This is a genomic window from Fastidiosipila sanguinis, assembly GCF_002998295.1.
Classification (GTDB): domain Bacteria; phylum Bacillota; class Clostridia; order Saccharofermentanales; family Fastidiosipilaceae; genus Fastidiosipila; species Fastidiosipila sanguinis.
Genome location: NZ_CP027226.1, coordinates 107,402 through 124,956 on the forward strand (window position 1 = coordinate 107,402; position 17,555 = coordinate 124,956).

Below are 17,555 nucleotides of genomic sequence, written 5' to 3' on the forward strand. Positions count from 1 at the left end.
AAATTTTACAAATGGATAATATATTTTTGCATTGCAGTGATGTAAAATTACTTTAACTTGAAATGTGGAGGCTAAGTTTTAACTATTAGTCTTTACATACAAGGTCAAGTTAGATTTTAACAGGGGTGTTTGAGGGATGCTTGACCAATCGGATAATACAATTATTAAAGTGAAAAACCTACATAAGCTTTATAAAGTAGGTACGCAATATGTTCACGCTTTGGCTGGGGTTAGTTTTGAAGTTGAACGTGGTGAGTTTTGCGCAATTGTCGGAACTAGTGGTTCAGGTAAGTCTACTTTGCTTAATATGTTGGCAGGTTTAGAACCGCCTAGCAAAGGCGAGATTATCATTGGAAATAAGGCCATTGTGGGTCTTAGCGAAAGTGATCTCGTTAAATTTAGACGTGAAAATGTTGGTTTTATTTTTCAATCTTTTAATCTAATTCAAACAATGAATTGCATTGAGAATGTGGCTTTGCCTCTAACCTTTAGAGGAGAAAGTCGAGCTAAGCGTGAAAAAATAGCCTTAAGAATTCTCAAAAGTTTGGGCCTTTATGAGCACCGTTATCACAAGGCTAATGAGCTTTCTGGTGGTCAGCAACAGCGTGTCGGCATTGCAAGAGCTTTAGCAGTTAAGCCGGAAATTATTTTCGCCGATGAGCCGACAGGAAACCTAGATTCCAAGACGAGCATGTCCACAATGGAGCTTATTCGAAAAATTGTTAAGAAGCAGAATCAGACTTTAATTATGGTTACACACGATGACAACCTAGCACAATATGCGGATAGGATTTTTAGAATTAGTGATGGGAAAATCATAGGCATTGAACAAGGCTCGAAGAGATACGAACTAATAAATGAAGATGAGAATGGATCCAATGCAGACAGTAAGGGGTCTGAAACAGTTGAAGATACAAAAACAACTGAAGAAGTGAAAGTAACACAACAAACAAAAGAAAACGAACCAGTTGAACTGAAAGGACAGGGGGAGTAGGAAATGAGAAAGAATATAAAAAATAAAATTGTGGCTCTAAGCTTGCTTATGGGTATGTCTCTAATGCTAAATGTACTAGTTCCAACTACAAGATTAGTAGCTGAGGGTACAGAGTCAAATGAATCTACTAGTACTGAACAATCTAGTCAAGAGTCAAGCACTGAAGAAACAACAAAGAAAACAGAGGCAAGCAAGTCAACAGAAACCACAAAACCATCTAATACAGATGCAGGAAGTTTCATTTTAATAGCTGACAAAGAGATCCCAAAACTAGATGCAGGTTCTAAATTTAAGTTGAGAGTCCCTTTAGTGAACTGGGGCGCAGTCAATGCTAAGAATATTAAAGTAAGATTAGATCTTGCAGAGAAAGCAGAAGATTTTCCTTTTGAGATTGAAAAAAGCGAGTATCTAGCAACTAATAAATCACAACTTGAAACTATAGAAAAATACAATAAAGAAGAAGTTGAAGCTAAGACTAAATATTTCGACTTTGGTGAATTGACTGTGAGAAAAAATTTAAAGAGTGGCTACTATAGAGTTCCTCTTAAAATTTATTTCAATGATGATTCCAGCGAGGTAAAAGAAGTAATTAGATATTACTTTATTAAAGTTCAGGGTGATGGGGCCATAGATGATAACAAGGCACCTAAACCAGAAGACCAGCTTCCACCTAGTGATGGTGGTTATGTACCGAGCTTACCACAACCTGAACCTGATTATCCTGCTCCAAATCCAGGCGGTGGAGACGAGCCAGGCAAAACATCTACCCCAAGAGTTATGGTCGCAGGTTTTACCACCTCACCAGAAAAGATAAAAGGTGGAGAAAACTTTACCCTTAAATTGCAACTTAGAAACACTTCAAAAACAACCGCAGTTAAAAACATTCGTTTAGTACTAGGTTTGGGAGAAGATAAAGCCAGCTTTATCCCACTATCAGGTTCATCCTCTGTTTTTGTTGAGCAAGTTAATGCGAACAGCACAGTAGAAGTGCCTATTGGCTTAAAGGCTTCACCATTGATGGAACAAAAATCTTATCCCGTAAGTGTAGCCATAGAGTATGAAGATGCCAATGGTGCATCCTTTAGTACTAATGAAAGCGTAACTTTGCAGGTTTACCAAGATCCTGTCGTTGAATTTACTGGATTGCAGATTTTGCCTAGCCCAATGACAGTTGATAATCCATCTAATATTACTTTGACCGTAATTAATAAGGGTAAAAGTACCTTGTACAATACCAGTTTTGGTGTTGAAGAAAATGGTGTCCTAAGTGCCCAAGAGTCATATTTAGGTAATATAGCTCCGGCTGAAACAAAGAACGTAGACACTATGGTTACACCGGTTAAAATGAGTGAAAATGGCAAAGCTGTTGTGACTTTAACCTTTGAAGATGAGCTGGGTAAGAAAACTACAATCAAAAAAGAGATAGATGTAGAAATTTTAGAAGCTATGCCAGAACCAAGCTGGGAAGATCCAGCGACTCCAGAAGAACCTGAACCAGAAACAGGATTTAGATTCTGGCCTATAGTGATAGTTATAGTTGTCATAGCTTTGATTGCTTTGCTCATAACATTATTGCTCAGAAGACAAGCGAAAAAACGCAAACAAGAAGAGTTGGAAGAGATTGAGGATATAGATGAGATTCTCTGATTTATTAAAATTAGCATTATCTAACTTAGGTAGACGTAAATTAAGAACTAGTCTCACTGTTTTGGGAGTCATAATTGGTTGTGCCTCAATTGTAGTCATGCTTTCTATTGCTGCAGGTCAGGAGCAAATGCTTTTGAAACAGATAGAGTCTAGTAGAGGTCTAACAGAGATTGATGTAAGTAGTTATCAAGATCCTAACAAGAAACCTTCTGGACCTGGTTCAAATGGTCTAGTTAGAGAAGGTACAGGTTTAACCGATGCACAAATTGAAGAGTTAAGAACTTGGCAAAATGTGAAGAAAGTGCATCCTGTCCTTACTCATTACATGAATGCTAAAACAGCAACTGGTAGTGAAGCGTATATTAATTTAATAGCCTATCCATATGAGTATATTCAAGATTTGAAATTAGATTATCTAAAAGGTAGCTTCCCTAAACCTGGCACTAGTCCACGTTCGATTTTGCCACTTAGTGCGGGTAAAGATGTGCAAGAGATGTTCTTTGATCCACATGGAAAAGATGGTGGTTATTATGAGTATTATGATAATTTTGGTTTCGACAATGAGTCTGAAAAAGTAGATTTATACAATGAGGCTATTTTTGTAACAGTTCAGGAAGAAAGAGAAGAAGATGGTGTAACCATTCCACCAAAAAAATATCTTGTTCAAGTTGATGCTATTCACGATACCAAGAATGACTATGAATTGAAATCTAGTTTGATTACAGAAATTGAAGCATTTAAAGCCTTCATGACCCAAGCCTTTAAGGGAAAAGCCTGGCCAAATCAACCAGCTAGCAAAGATGGCAAGGCTATGGGATCAATTAACTATAATAGCCTAAAAGTTATAAGCAATAGCATAGAAGACACAGAGATGTTATTAAAAGATTTAAGAGCTGCAGGATATGAGTGTAACAGCAACTTAGAATTTGTTCAAAGTATGCGTGAAAATATGCGTACCATGCAATTGGTTCTAGGTGGAATAGGTGGTGTTGCCTTCCTAGTAGCTGCCATTGGTATTGCTAATACAATGATGATGTCTATTTACGAACGTACCAAAGAAATCGGTATATTCAAGGTTTTAGGTTGTAGGTTAAGAGATATTTCATACTTGTTCTTATTGGAATCTGCTTTTATAGGATTTATTGGAGGTGTCCTGGGAGTATTAATTAGTTCAGGAATTTCAATGTTGATAAATAGCGTAGCAAACTCTGGAGGTGCCTTTGAATTTGCGGAGGCTGCTGATGAAATTAGACAAATATCAGTTATAAGCCCTCAATTAGCAATAATGGCAATTATTTTCTCCACCTTAATAGGTACAATCTCAGGTCTGATTCCTGCAATTAGAGCCATGAAGTTATCACCGTTAAATGCTTTGCGTACCGAATAGTAAGATTAAATTTTAATTAAGTTATTATTTTTCCAGGAGTAAGTTACAGAGTTTTTCATAAGCTAATGTGAAAATATATTTGACTTTTGAATGAGAAATTTTGTAACTTAAAAAACGGAGCAGCCATGCTAAAAGACATTAAGAAAAATTTGAAAAAATTAAGAGACCCAGAGTACAAGGAGTTTCAATCTAAAATTATCCCTAATATTGATAGGGGTAGGATTTTAGGTGTCCGTATGCCTGTTCTACGAAAGTTTGCAAAAGAGAATATTCTCAATTCTACAAAAACTAAAACAGAATATTTGATGAGCTTCCCGTATAAATATCATGAAGGCGAAGTTCTTCACATGATGATCTTAGAGAAAGAAAAAGATATTAATGTAGTCTTTGAAGATCTGGATAAATTCTTACCATATGTAAGTAACTGGGCTGTGTCAGACTATGCTTCTCCAAAAGTTATTCTGGAAGATAAGACCCTAACACTAGAACAAGTCAAAAAATGGCTGGCTGTAGATCCAAATATTTCTCCATATAAAATTAGATATGCGATCAAGATCTTGAAGGATCATTTTCTTTCTGAAGATTTTTCGCCAGAATATATTGATTGGGTAGTAGATGTTAAAAGTGATGAGTACTATATAAAAATGATGCAAGCCTGGTTCATAGCGGAAGCTCTATATAAACAATATGAAGCTGCTATACCAGTTTTACAAGAACGAAAATTAGATGCTCAAACTCACAATCAAGCTATTCAAAAAGCAATTGATAGTCGTAGAATTGATCATGAAACTAAGAAGTATTTGAGAACACTTAGAGTACCCGGTGGAGTATTGAAAAGAACATAGTTAATGAAATTTCTCTTAAGGGTGAAATATAGATTGCGCAAAATGAACAAGCAGGATACTTATTAAATATCCTGCTTTTGTTATTCGCTTAATTGTTTATATAAGCTTAATCTGTATAGTTAAGAGATATCTTGAAGAGGAATTACTTATCTTTATTTAGATATTCATCTACCAAACTAGCCATAGTCTTTGCTGCAATAATCAAAGCGCCGTCGTCACAATAGAAGTATGGATTGTGATGTGGAGTCTCTTCTTTACCTTCTGGAGTGCAACCAACGTAAAAGAAAAGTCCGGGAACTTTAAGTGCAAATTCTGCAAAATCTTCCGAAGGAGCTTGAGGGCCGCAGTGACTGTAATCTTTTAACTCCGGGATTTCAGTTTCTTGCATGACTTTATCCATCATTTGACAGAGTTCTTCATTGTTATGTAGGACAGGATAGTCATAGGTGAAAGTTATCTCATAGTCAATGGCGAAACCTGCTTTAATACCCTCAAGTATTCTCTTGATTTCTACTTCTACTTTCTTTTGAGTTTCAGGGCTCACAGCTCGTAAATCTGCAATGATTTCAACGTGATCGTTTACCGCATTAACTGGACCACGACCGTCTATGGAATTTATTGAAATAGTTGCCATTTCGAAAGGATCTATTCTTCTTGAGATTACTGATTGAACTTCTGTAATGAAGTAGGCAGAGGCTAGAATCGCATCGTTAGCTAACTGAGGAGTAGAAGCATGTCCAGCAGTACCTGAAATTGTCAACTTGAAATTTCCACGTCCAGTTTGAGCATTTCCAGGACAAAGTTTAACTTCTCCTAACTTCCCGTTGGTCATTACGTGTGCTCCAAAAACAGCATCAACTCCGTTCATAACATTATCGTTGACCATTCCAATGGCACCACCAGGAGTGACCTCTTCAGCGTTTTGGTGGATGATAAGAACTTTACCGTTGAATTCAGATTTTAATTCAATAAGGGATTTGGCTAAAACCATTAAATAAGCAGTATGAGCATCATGTCCACAAGCGTGCATAACACCAGAGATTTGGGATATATAAGGGACGTTAGTTTTTTCTTGAATTTCTAAAGCATCGAAGTCTGCCCTCAAGGCTACAGTTTTGCCAGGATTTCCAGAGTCAATTAAGACAGTTAGACCTAGGCCATCACCAACATTTCTGGTGACTTCACAATCAAGATCTTTGTAGTAATTATAAATATACGCTTCTGTTTCATGCTCTTTCCAAGAGATTTCTGGGTGTTGATGAAGGTGATGTCTAATCTCAATCATTTCATCTTGTTTTTCGTTAATTTTATTAATGAGTTTTTGGCGAAAACTATTCATTGCAAGTTCCCTTTCTGCAAATTTTTGCATAAAAAATTAGCACCTGTAAAAAGTGCTAATTTTATCTTATTTAATTATTTATCTTCTTTTTTGCAACAGTGGTCACAAATATCAAATTTCATGTCTTTGTATTTGGCTTTGGCAAACTTCATTGCTTCATCAACATCCTTGAAAAAATCTAAGGTTACACAGTTTGCATTTTCTGGTGTATGTGGGCAAATATATTCATGGATTTTGTGAGTTCCATCATTACTTGCGTTCAAATTGTATGTGAATAAAGTCTTTTTCTTTGTCATAATCTTGACCTCCATAAATATACTGTTGTATATATTATACTACCTTAAAGATAAAAAACTCGTTACTTTTATCTGAATAATTGTCCAGGTAATCTTATCGGCTTGCTATAGCAGAGAAGCGTTGATACTTTTTCTCGAAGTTTTCTCTATCACAGGTTAAATTAAACTTATCAATAATATTTTCATGCATATCCTGAACAACCTCCGCTAAGAAAGCTTTATTTTTATCACTAGCAGAAGTTACTAAAATAATAAATGCATCATAAAGTGTATTCATAATCTCAGAAGTTTCACCTGCATGATTGTAAATATGGACGAAAGTATCATAGAAATCTTGCTCAAATGACTGTGTAAAATAATAGATTAACCCTTTATCTCCAATATTTTTGACGTAGTGATTGCTATCAACTTTAGAGAGTTTACTCATCAACAAACTTAGCTTCCTAATACAATGAGTTGCAGTTGATGGATCTCTGACATCTGAGGAAAGAGCAGTTATGGTAATTTCGGTCAGTTTATCAAGTCCATATCTATAATCGGTTATGCTGATTTTATTCTCTTGAATATGAAAAATATCATAAATTTCTTTTATAACTTTATCGTTTATTAGTTCTGAATCTTTCTTGGTATAAATTCTGGCTAATTCTTCTGACTCTACGATAAATTCACCTCTCTTATGAGATAGATAAACTAGACCACTAAAATTCTTAAAAATGTCTCCAGCTTCTGTATAATTAATAGCTTCTAAATATCCGGATTTATTACTGAGTACTGATATATACTGGCTGTTTTCAAGATCTTTGACATTATACTCACGGTCTCTGTCTTTTAAATCTTCATCGATAACTTTTGAGGTAATATCAGAAATCTCAGTAATTAAATTAGTAACTTGTAAGCTCTTAATAGTTTCTTGGAAGAAAATTGTTAAATATAAAACACAAAGCAAACCGTATAAGACACCAATATTACCTGCAATTACAGGAGTTTCAGAGTTATAAGTTTTGGTGAAATTAAGAGCAATAATACTATAGATAAATCCTCCAATAAATGCTCCTAGGACTTTCATAGTAATCTTTTTACTGGCAAAATTTTCAACCACACGTGGGGTAAAGCTACTACTATAAAAAGTCAGAACAGAGATTATCGTCGTAAAAGTGAAGGTAGCGATTGATAATAATGCTGAGGAAAGTGATGATAAAACAGATTGAGCACTCTCAGCAGAAGTGAAAAATGCTTCTGGCAAATATCTATGGTCGATAGTATCACTCGTATCCACTAATAAGACTGCAGTCAAAAGCACCAACGATAATAAAACATACTGTAAGAAGTAAACCCAAGTACGTTTGTTATATAGGAATATCTTTGCGTTATTTAACATTTTTTCTCCGGATTCTTTTTGAATTTATTGAAGTTAATTTTCTTGATAGGAAAACCTACCACAACTCATCCATTTGATTTACCAAGGCTTCGTGCATAGCAGTTTCAAATGAGCTGTGGCCACTAGCTTCAACAAAGTGCAATTTTGCATGTGGACAAGCTTGCTGTAACTCGTAAGCGCCTACAGGTCTACAGTTAATGTCATAGCGGCCATGGAAGATATGCATAGGAATTTTGCCCAATCTATCTGCTCGGTTCAGGAGGTAGTTATCCTCATACCAGAACATGCGGTTGGCAAAATAATGAGCTTCCATTAAACCTAGAGATAACTCACCGTCTGTTACTTCAGCGGCGTAGTCAATTTCTTTAGGTAACAATGTACTAACTGCAGTTTCCCAATCGCTCCAACGCTTACATGCTTCAGCACGAGAGATATCAGATTTCAACATTAATTTGTAGTAGGCATCAACAAGATCATTTTGTTCAGCTTCTGGGATGTAATTTTTGAAGCGTGCGAATTCTTCTGGGAAAAATTGAGCAGCCCCACCATTATAAAGCCAATCTATATCAGCTTTTCTACCTAAGAATATTCCTCGTAATATTAAAGAGCGAACTCTCTCTGGATGATGAATTGCGTAAGCAAGTGCCAAAGTAGAGCCATAACTTCCGCCAAATACTATCCAAGACTCAAAACCATAGTATTCTCTGATTTTTTCAATATCAGCAACACTATCTAGTACAGTGTTATTTTCTAAACAAAGGAATGGTTCACTTTTGCCAACTCCTCGCTGATCAAAGAGAATAGTGTGAAATGAATTAGGGTGGAAAAATGATCGAGATTTCTCGTTAATACCGCCTCCAGGACCACCATGTAAGAAAATCACTGGTATACCTTCAGGGTTACCAACATCTTCAATATAAATTTTGTGAATGTCGTCTACTTGCAAATGAAATGCTTTGTTTAATTGATGATTATCATATCCAGAAAAGTCCATATTTCACTCCTAAATAAAAGTATTTAAATCAATTATAGATGAAAGTGATTAAAATATTTAAAAATACTTAAATTTCAGCTATTCTAGTTAATATGAAGAGAAAAATTTTACATGTAGATATGAATAATTTTTATGCTTCAGTTGAGCTTCTAGACAAGCCTGAACTGCGAGATAAACCTGTCATTGTTGGTGGTGATGAGTCTAGTCGACATGGTATAGTTTTGGCCAAAAATGAAATAGCCAAAAGGTATGGTATTAAGACGGCAGAGACACTTTATCAGGCACGTAAGAAATGTCCTAATCTAGTAGTTTTACCTTCACATCATGATCTTTATAGGGAGTATTCTCGTAAGGCAAAAGCAATATATTTGGAATATAGTGACAGAGTTCAAAGTTTCGGTCCTGATGAGGCTTGGATAGACGTCAGTCATAGACCAGAGAGTGGTTTGGAGATAGCCAAAACGATACAGAACAGAATTCTTAAAGAGCTGGGGTTAACAGTTTCAGTAGGTGTTTCCTGGAATAAGACTTTTGCGAAAATGGGCAGTGACTATAAGAAGCCATTTGCTATAACTGTAATTGATGAAAATAATTATCAGGAGATTTTGTGGCCTTTGCCGGTTGAAACGTTTTTATTTGTAGGGAGCAAAACGGCAGAAAGACTTAAGACAATTGGAATCGATACAATTGGTGAATTAGCAAAAGTTGACCCAGTTTATATTAGTAAGTATCTTGGGAAAAATGGAATGAGTCTAGTGAAAAATGCTAGAGGAGAAGATGAAGATCCGGTTCTAAGTCAGGATGAACAAGGACCTGCCAAATCAATTGGAGCGATGCGGACGACTAGTAAAGATTTATCCAGTCTGGAAGAGATCTCCAAATTGTTTTCTATATTAGCGGAGGAAGTTGAAGCAAGATTAGCCGCTGAGAATATGCGTACCAGGACTCTTAGAATATATGTTAGAGACAATAAATTTAATAACTACACTCGCCAAAAGGCCTTGGAGAGGGCAATCTCGACGAAAACTGAATTAACAAAAGCTGCTCTCGATCTGTTTCAAGAGCATTTCCAAGATCTTGGAGCCATACGCTTATTGGGGATTACAGCAGATAAACTTGAGGATAAGAGCCAACCTCAGCAGATGAATTTAGAAGATTTAATGCAGCTTGCGAATGATATAGAAGAGAATAAAAAAGTAACCTCTAAGGAAATTGAGGTATTACTAAATGAATTGCAATTTAAGTTTGGTGAAGCAAGTGTATTTTTGGCAAATGATCTTAATGAAAGCCATGATTTGAATAGCCTGGATGATTTGAATGACTTGAATGAATTGTACGACTTGAGTTAACAGGATGACTTGGATGCTATCCTTGGATGATATTTGTGACAAATAGTATTTAATTGTTTAATCATATTGAGCGTATCTGTGTTAAAATATTTAGACTGTTAAAAATATTTTTTGTTAGGAATTATTAGATAGAAAGAAATTAATTATATAAGGAGTGGATTATGTTTTCAAAGGTTAAAGGTGCTGATATTGAGCAATTATTGGAAGAGAAACCTTTACGTTTCTATGATGAAAGAGAAGAATTAGAAGATCTATTGTTTGATGATGAAGCTGAGTATTATCTGTCAGATGATAATGCTATTATGGTAAATCCTGGTGAGACTAGAGAAATTTGGTCAATGCCTTTATCCGATGATTTCGACCTAAAAGCATTCGAAGATTGGCTAGCAAGACAAGGGTCTGAATTTAGCGTAATCATGAATGTCACTGGTATGAATCCAGGATCTTTTAGATATCAAGAATACTATGATGTTTCCGAACCAATCAAGAGCTACTACCATAAAGGTGAAGGTGAGCTTAAAGATAGTTTCGATCCTAGTGAATTTGGTGCTGAAATACCTGGAACAATTCGCTTGTTAAATGTAAATGATGAGAAAACTGCTAGAAACTTCTTCCAAACAGAGACAAGAGGAATAATGGATTTAGGTCAAGTATTCTCCTTTATAGTTAAAGATGAATTAGGAAAAATTCTAGGCTATTTCGATGAAGACGGTAAGTTAATTGGCTATATTACAAGTATGTATGGTGCCTATGATGTTCTTGTAGTTGATGATCTATATGTCCTATCTTCTAGACGTAAACAAGGAGTTGGAAGCAGCTTGGCTAAAGCTTTACTAGCTGTTGCGAATGCAGAATCAATGGACGTTTACTGGCCAGTGGCAGAAACTGAATTAGCACAAAAAACAGCTGAGTCAGCAGGTTACGAAGAAGTTGCCCAAAGAATTACAATTAGAAATTTATAATTTTTAGTTTTGAGATAACTACTCAAAAATTAGTTTTGACAAAAGGTTTAGGCACAAATTTGGTGCACAAAATTTTATATTAGTAAAATCAGTTGAATATAAAAACTGCTAAAAAGTGAAAATGTTTTTATCTGCCAAGTCATTTGTTTTCAAGTGATCTTGGCGGAAAACTTTTAGAGCAAGGTATTAATATTAGTTTTGATAAATAAAGAGGATATTTAGTTTGAAAATTTTAATTGATGAAGAAAAAATTAAATCATTAACGCCTAGTAACAAAATATATATGCGTGGTCGAAATTTGTACAACGCTAAAGAGCGAGTAGGACCATTTTATTACGATTCTAGAAAACAACTTATATCTGCGAAAGTAAGTAGTTTTTCTGGCAATGTTTATGATACTTTTATTCAACTTAATAACAATGGTACTGTGGCCGGCGCAGGTTGTAGCTGTGGATCTTTTGGTGTGTTCAAAGGCCCTTGTAAGCATGTTGTAGCGTTGCTATTTTCTCTGCAAGGGAAAGAATTTCCAGACGAGGATGTGATACCTCAAGAGTTACCTGATACCAACCCTCTAAAAGGTGTCCCTGTATTGAAACAGGCCATCCTTTCATTTGATGTGCTTGAGAGTATTACTAATCCTGATGAGAAAAACAAGAGTTTGCGTAGAAAAATTAGAAACATAAAGAACAAAGCTGGTGATAATTCCATGAGTACAGGTAATACACCAGCAAGTGATGTCCAAGGACTTCTAAGGGATAAGACTGTGACAAATTCTGAGGATGATGCTGATTCGGAATCAAGCTATGTCAAGTTAAACCCAGGTAATTTTTCTAATATGGAAAACCTTGTTTTAGAGACTCAAGCTGATGGAACACAAATTATTAAAAGAAGAATTTATGAGCCAGATGGTGAAGATCTAGTAAAGCAGGTCAAAGTTTGGAATACAAAAGAAGAAAATAGAGCTAACACCTTAGATAGAATCCTGCAATTAGATAGATTGGTTATTTTTGAAATTACATTAAATCTAAATCCAGGAAGTGGACAGGATGTTGAGATCTCTTTGCGTGTAGGTAATAACGAGCAACTTTACGTAATTAACAAATTAGGTGAATTCATTGACCAAATTAATAGTCGTGACTTCATTGAATTTGGTGTGCGCTTTACTTGGCACAAGAAGCAATCTTTAACATCAGACCAAGCTAAGTTTTTGGAATGGTTAGAAAATAACTATATAGAAACTAAGAAGCGTTTACGTGCATATTTAGATTCGAATGAACTGCTTAGTGGCGAGTATGTTATTGACGGTAAGTTCCTGTCATTAACTATGGAGCAATTAAGATCATTCTTTGAACTTGACTTGGAAGAGAGTGAAGAATTTATAGTTAAAGTTAATGCAGGTGGGCAAGACTTCCCACTTGTTTGGAGAGATACTTATCCAGAAGATCTTAACTTGAATTTAGACTTAATTTCTGAGTTGAAAGATAATGGCGAAACTGCTTTGTTTGAAGAAAAAGAAGTTCAAAAAGCGATTGAGAAATCAGAAACAGATAAACCAGAGATTGCCCGACTTGGAATTAGCTTCAAAAAACAAAACATTGAAGTTCATAATCTAAAAGATGAGATAAGTCGTAAGGATATTTCTAACTCGCTTATAATATTGCCAATGCTCGATGTAGTGTTGTTGGACAAAGTTTTCTACCGTTGCAAAACTCCAGAGAGTAGATTGTTTTACTCGATTATGTCACTTTTGGCCGATGCAAAATCTAACACCATTGATGTAACAGCGGAACAAGCCTCTTATGTGCTGGGAATGAAGGCTAGTGTTTGGGAAAAAGGTGGATTCTTAAATCTTGGTAAGAAGCTACAATCTAAAATAATTAAAGAAAAATTAGATACAAGAATTTTTATAGACTTTGACGGTAAAAAAATTAACATGTCAGTCTTCTTTAACTATGGTGATTATAATTTCAGACCAGGCTATGCCCAATATGGATTGCTAAGTAAACACAAGGATGATGAAGCTTTAATTATCAGGGATTTACCTTCTGAGAAGACTCTGATTAGACTTTTAAATGAGATGAATTTTGATGAGGTTTCTTTGGATAAGTCCGAACTGCCTATGGTAGTAAAAGGCAAAAAAGGAAGCCAAATGATTCACCAATATTATCTTAAACATAGCAAAGATATATTTAATTTTATTAATACAAATATCCAAAGATTGGCAGAAAATGCACGTCTATACTTAACTCCAAACTTTAAAGAGATAAAAGTTCTAGAGCCAGGTAAAGCTAGTGTGAACCTCGGATTAAGTGATGACAAAAATGAAATTAAGGTTGAAGTAAATGTAGAGGGTTACTCAAAAGAGGTAGCAGGTAAGATTATTGAAGCCTTTTTGGCAGATAAACCTTATGTAAAATCAGATCACAAAACATATATTAATTTGTCATCAGATAGAAAAGACTGGGCGAAAGATTTACAAGATTTACAAAACATTGTTAAGACTTTGAATTCTTGGGAAGTTTCTTGGGAAGAGAATGTTTTCTACGTCCCGAGAATAAGAAGCCTATCATTAATAAGTGCGTTGAGCACAAAAGGTATTGAAATAAATTCCGATCTCAAAGAAATTAATGAACACTGGGAAAATCTCAAGAGAGACTTGGATGATCCTAGCCTGAGAGGACCAGAAGTACCAACAGAAGTTAATGCGCAATTGCGACCATATCAAGTAGAAGGTTATCACTGGTTGTCGTTCTTAGATCGCTATGGACTAGGTGGTATTCTAGCCGATGAAATGGGTCTTGGTAAAACTTTACAGATGCTAACTTTCATCTGGTCAAGGTATAAAGAAGAAGGTGGCAGGACACTTATAGTTGCGCCTACATCTTTGCTTTACAACTGGCAAAGAGAGTCTGAACGATTCGTTCCAGGCTTACCTACATATGTTGCTTTTGGTAATAAGAGTGATAGAGAAGATGTATATGCCGAGTTTGAAAAGAATGACGGTCTAATGATAGTCTCATACGGATTGGTAAGACAAGATAGAAGATCGTTATCTAAATTTAACTTTAATACTATAGTATTGGATGAAGCTCAATATATTAAGAATCCAATGACCAAAACTGCAAGAGCTGTTAAAGCTTTGCATGGTGAGCGTAGATTTGCCATGACAGGTACGCCTTTAGAAAATCACATTGGCGAATTATGGTCTATATTTGACTTTATTATGCCAGGATTCTTGTTCTCCTATTCCGACTTCCAAGATAGATTTGGAGCACTATTTAAAGTTTCTAGTACAAGCTATAGTCAAGCAGAGTTAGAGGAGATGAAGCGAAAGGCAGATGCGGCCTCGAATGATAATGAGAATTTTATTATTGATGCAAATCAACTGGTAGAGCAGAAGACTAGAGAGAGTTTGAGACAATTAGTGTCACCATTTATACTGCGTAGGCTAAAAACTGATGTTCTCAAAGAGCTCCCTGAGAAGATTACAACAAATATTCCTTGCCCTATGACACCAGAGCAACAAAGAGTGTATCGTGATCACCTTGCGAGAGCGAGAGCACAGATATTTACCTATGAACAGAGTGAAGGTAGTGCCCAAAACCGTGAGCGTATGAATATCTTAGGCGAGCTGACAAGGCTCAGACAGATATGTTGCGATCCTAAGTTATTTATGCCAAATTATGAGGGCGGAAGTGGGAAGTTAGAAGTATTAGAAGACTTACTAGATAACTTGATCTCTGGTGGTCATAGGATCCTACTCTTCTCACAATTTACTAGCATGCTAGAAATTATTAAAGAGAGACAGGAAGCTTTAGGTAGGAAGATTTTCTACATTGATGGTCAAGTCCCTTCGAACAAGCGTGTAGAACTAGTAGATGAATTTAATGCAGGTGAGGGTGAAGTATTCCTTATCTCACTGAAGGCTGGTGGTACTGGACTGAACTTGACTGGAGCGGATGTAGTAATACATTACGATCCATGGTGGAACCCAGCAGTTGAGGATCAGGCAACAGACAGAGCTCACCGTATAGGACAAGAAAAGCATGTCCAAGTGTTTAGATTGGTGACAATTGGCTCAATTGAAGAAAAGATCCAAGAGATGCAAGAAGCAAAGCAAAAATTATTAGACGATATAGTTTCTGCAGGTGCGACTTATATCAATAAGATGAATATGGATGATATTAAAGAATTATTCGCTGAGTAAGCTGAGTAAGCTAAGTTAAGAGTAAATGAGGTGACTATGGATAAACTTTTCCAAGATGAGTTAAATTATTTAAATGAGACTTTGGCATATATTGAGCAACGTTTAGAATATTTGCTAAGTAATAATGAGAGAAGAGAAAATGAATCACGAGAGATAATGCGTGAAGCTTATTCTGAAGGTTTGGAGCTCAAAGAAGAGGATGGGAATGGTCATTTCGACTCATCCATGGTCCAAAATGAATTAAGGCAACAAGCAGAAGTTATTTCAGCTCAAAAAGCAGAGACTGTAGTATTACAAAATCTCTATAAAAGACCTTATTTTGCACATATAGATTTCAAATTTGGGGAGGAAGATGAAGCTGAAGCTGTATATATTGGTCTTAAGGATATTATTGATCTAGATAATTTCCGACAATATGCGGTAGACTGGCGAGCTCCAATTGCAGACCTTTACTATAACTATAAAGAGCTAGGGCCTGTTAGCTTCATGTCCAAAGACCAAGAAATAAAAGGTGAAATTCTAGCCAAGTATCAATTGCTTATTGAAAAGGCAAAGCTAATAAATGTCTTGGATACATCAGAGCAAATTAATGATGAAGTCCTGCAAATTGCTCTCAGCAAAATGGGATCTGCTACTATGAAAAACATTGTAGAGACTATTCAGGCTGAGCAAAACAAGATCATAAGAGCAGAACCTAATAGAACCTTGATTGTACAAGGTGTTGCAGGGTCAGGTAAAACTTCAATCGCACTGCATAGAGCAGCATACTTGATCTACCTCATGCCAGACATTGAAGCAGCCGATATGTTGTTGATTTCACCAAGTATCTCATTTGCGAATTATATAGCTAGTGTATTGCCTAGTTTGGGTGAGAGAAATATTTCATATGCGACTCTAGAGTCAATTGAGCAATTAGAGATTTCTGATGTTAATTCAAGATTCTCAGATTACAACTTTGTCCCAAGCACGAGAGAAAAAATGGAGATCTTCTCCAAATTTGGAGTGGTTGATTATATTTACGATTTTGCTGATTTCATAGAAAATGCTATTTTTACTGCCAAAGCTATTGAGCTGGATAACGAAGTTTATGTCAAGCAAAACACTGTAGATAATTTATTTAGACAGAATTATAAATTCTTGCCAGTGTTTGCAAGGAACAATAGTATTCTACAGCACGTTGAGGATATTATTGGCAATAAGAACTTATTTGACGAGAAGAAAGATGAGATTCAAAATCAAATTAACTCAATGTACGTCTTAGATAATTTAAGCAATATCTATTCAGTTTTTGCTAAATGGCTAGAGAGTGAAAAACAAATTTCAAGTGCTTATTTTGATCCTAGTAATATGGACGAAATCGACTTAAGTATCTTAGCTTTATTAAAAATTCTTCTCTATGGTGCTTCTGATTCTGACTGGGTTAAGCATGTAATTGTTGATGAAATGCAAGATTTATTGCCAACAGACCATGAAGTGATACGCCTACTATTTACCTGTCCTAGAACTATATTAGGTGACGAGAACCAAGCTGTCAGATATGAACTTGATAAGAACTATTTAGAGCAGTTGGAAGAGCTTTATACTCGAGATAAATTAAGAGTGGAGAGTTTTACCTTAAATAGGTCATACAGATCTACAGCGCAGATTACAAATTTTGCTAAAAATATTATTGAATCTGATACAATCTTAGCTCTCAGTAGAGATGGCGAGGAAGTTGAAATAGTAGAGGTTAAAGAAGAAATAAAAGAGCAGGCTGAACAAAAACGAGACGAGCTTATTTATAAGGACTTGCTCAAATTGAGAGAGGAAGAATACAATACAGTTGCAGTTATAGCGAAAGACAAGAACGAGCTCAATAGATTCAAACAAAGCCTGAAGTCTATAATGGCTGCTGATACTGCTAATAAGGATATATTATTAAATTCATTCCTTAGAGAAGAGGAGGAGTTCGCAGCAACTCTATGTGATATTGCAGGCTCAAAAGGTATTGAATTTGATGCAGTAATATTGTTAAATGCTTCTGATGAACAGTATAATTCAGAACTTGATAGGACTAAGCTATATGTAGCGTGCACAAGACCATTACATAATTTGAAATTGTACGCAATTGGTGACAAATCAAGATTTATAGGGTAATGAGGTTATAAGGGGATAAAG

12 protein-coding genes are annotated in these 17,555 nt (G+C 35.6%); 8 read left to right on the forward strand and 4 right to left on the reverse strand.

What is annotated here, in order from left to right; all coding sequences use genetic code 11:
* The first annotated feature begins 136 nt into the window (after window positions 1–136).
* The 4 genes from C5Q98_RS00360 (at window position 137) to C5Q98_RS00375 (ending at window position 4,873) form a co-directional block, all read left to right on the forward strand.
* Window positions 137–994 (forward strand): ABC transporter ATP-binding protein, encoded by an 858-nt coding sequence (locus C5Q98_RS00360; protein ID WP_106011761.1) that lies wholly within the window; start codon window positions 137–139, stop codon window positions 992–994.
* A gap of 3 nt (window positions 995–997) precedes the next feature.
* Window positions 998–2,641 (forward strand): COG1361 S-layer family protein, encoded by a 1,644-nt coding sequence (locus C5Q98_RS00365; protein ID WP_106011762.1) that lies wholly within the window; start codon window positions 998–1,000, stop codon window positions 2,639–2,641.
* Window positions 2,628–4,028 (forward strand): ABC transporter permease, encoded by a 1,401-nt coding sequence (locus C5Q98_RS00370; protein WP_106011763.1) that lies wholly within the window; start codon window positions 2,628–2,630, stop codon window positions 4,026–4,028. The genes C5Q98_RS00365 and C5Q98_RS00370 overlap by 14 nt, the downstream gene beginning before the upstream one ends.
* Window positions 4,029–4,153: 125 nt before the next feature.
* On the forward strand, window positions 4,154–4,873 hold the full coding sequence (locus C5Q98_RS00375) for a DNA alkylation repair protein (RefSeq protein ID WP_106011764.1): 720 nt from the start codon (window positions 4,154–4,156) through the stop codon (window positions 4,871–4,873).
* Between the two features lie 142 nt (window positions 4,874–5,015).
* On the opposite strand, the gene C5Q98_RS00380 is transcribed toward C5Q98_RS00375, so the two are convergent.
* From C5Q98_RS00380 to pip, 4 genes are all read right to left on the reverse strand, one after another.
* Complete coding sequence (locus C5Q98_RS00380) at window positions 5,016–6,242, reverse strand: amidohydrolase (RefSeq protein ID WP_205728434.1); 1,227 nt, start codon at window positions 6,240–6,242, stop codon at window positions 5,016–5,018.
* 44 nt (window positions 6,243–6,286) lie between these two features.
* Window positions 6,287–6,508 carry a hypothetical protein gene (locus tag C5Q98_RS00385; protein WP_106011765.1) on the reverse strand — a complete coding sequence of 74 codons (222 nt, stop codon included), beginning with the start codon at window positions 6,506–6,508 and terminating at the stop codon, window positions 6,287–6,289.
* A 94-nt stretch (window positions 6,509–6,602) separates the two neighbouring features.
* Window positions 6,603–7,886, reverse strand: coding sequence for a DUF2254 domain-containing protein (locus tag C5Q98_RS00390; protein ID WP_106011766.1), 1,284 nt, complete (start codon window positions 7,884–7,886; stop codon window positions 6,603–6,605).
* Between the two features lie 55 nt (window positions 7,887–7,941).
* Window positions 7,942–8,880, reverse strand: a complete 939-nt coding sequence (gene pip / locus C5Q98_RS00395) for a prolyl aminopeptidase (protein WP_106011767.1) — start codon at window positions 8,878–8,880, stop codon at window positions 7,942–7,944.
* A gap of 92 nt (window positions 8,881–8,972) precedes the next feature.
* On the opposite strand from pip, the gene dinB reads away from it, so the two are divergent.
* The 4 genes from dinB to C5Q98_RS00415 all read left to right on the forward strand — a co-directional run bounded on the left by dinB (window position 8,973) and on the right by C5Q98_RS00415 (window position 17,534).
* Complete coding sequence (gene dinB / locus C5Q98_RS00400) at window positions 8,973–10,229, forward strand: DNA polymerase IV (RefSeq protein WP_106011768.1); 1,257 nt, start codon at window positions 8,973–8,975, stop codon at window positions 10,227–10,229.
* A 161-nt stretch (window positions 10,230–10,390) separates the two neighbouring features.
* The gene (locus C5Q98_RS00405) at window positions 10,391–11,191 is read left to right on the forward strand and encodes a GNAT family N-acetyltransferase (RefSeq protein ID WP_106011769.1); all 801 of its coding nucleotides are present in this window, start codon (window positions 10,391–10,393) and stop codon (window positions 11,189–11,191) included.
* A gap of 223 nt (window positions 11,192–11,414) precedes the next feature.
* The gene (locus C5Q98_RS00410) at window positions 11,415–15,398 is read left to right on the forward strand and encodes an SNF2-related protein (RefSeq protein ID WP_106011770.1); all 3,984 of its coding nucleotides are present in this window, start codon (window positions 11,415–11,417) and stop codon (window positions 15,396–15,398) included.
* A gap of 36 nt (window positions 15,399–15,434) precedes the next feature.
* A complete protein-coding gene (locus C5Q98_RS00415; protein WP_106011771.1) occupies window positions 15,435–17,534 on the forward strand; it encodes a HelD family protein in 2,100 nt (699 codons plus the stop codon).
* The last annotated feature ends 21 nt before the right edge of the window (window positions 17,535–17,555 follow it).

What these genes read in the sequence shown, in the direction of transcription:
- C5Q98_RS00360 (WP_106011761.1), top strand. Translation starts at nt 137, where the DNA reads ATGCTTGACCAATCGGATAATACAATTATTAAAGTGAAAAACCTACAT.
- C5Q98_RS00365 (WP_106011762.1), top strand. Translation starts at nt 998, where the DNA reads ATGAGAAAGAATATAAAAAATAAAATTGTGGCTCTAAGCTTGCTTATG.
- C5Q98_RS00370 (WP_106011763.1), top strand. Translation starts at nt 2,628, where the DNA reads ATGAGATTCTCTGATTTATTAAAATTAGCATTATCTAACTTAGGTAGA.
- C5Q98_RS00375 (WP_106011764.1), top strand. Translation starts at nt 4,154, where the DNA reads ATGCTAAAAGACATTAAGAAAAATTTGAAAAAATTAAGAGACCCAGAG.
- C5Q98_RS00380 (WP_205728434.1), bottom strand. Translation starts at nt 6,242, where the DNA reads ATGCAAAAATTTGCAGAAAGGGAACTTGCAATGAATAGTTTTCGCCAA.
- C5Q98_RS00385 (WP_106011765.1), bottom strand. Translation starts at nt 6,508, where the DNA reads ATGACAAAGAAAAAGACTTTATTCACATACAATTTGAACGCAAGTAAT.
- C5Q98_RS00390 (WP_106011766.1), bottom strand. Translation starts at nt 7,886, where the DNA reads ATGTTAAATAACGCAAAGATATTCCTATATAACAAACGTACTTGGGTT.
- pip (WP_106011767.1), bottom strand. Translation starts at nt 8,880, where the DNA reads ATGGACTTTTCTGGATATGATAATCATCAATTAAACAAAGCATTTCAT.
- dinB (WP_106011768.1), top strand. Translation starts at nt 8,973, where the DNA reads ATGAAGAGAAAAATTTTACATGTAGATATGAATAATTTTTATGCTTCA.
- C5Q98_RS00405 (WP_106011769.1), top strand. Translation starts at nt 10,391, where the DNA reads ATGTTTTCAAAGGTTAAAGGTGCTGATATTGAGCAATTATTGGAAGAG.
- C5Q98_RS00415 (WP_106011771.1), top strand. Translation starts at nt 15,435, where the DNA reads ATGGATAAACTTTTCCAAGATGAGTTAAATTATTTAAATGAGACTTTG.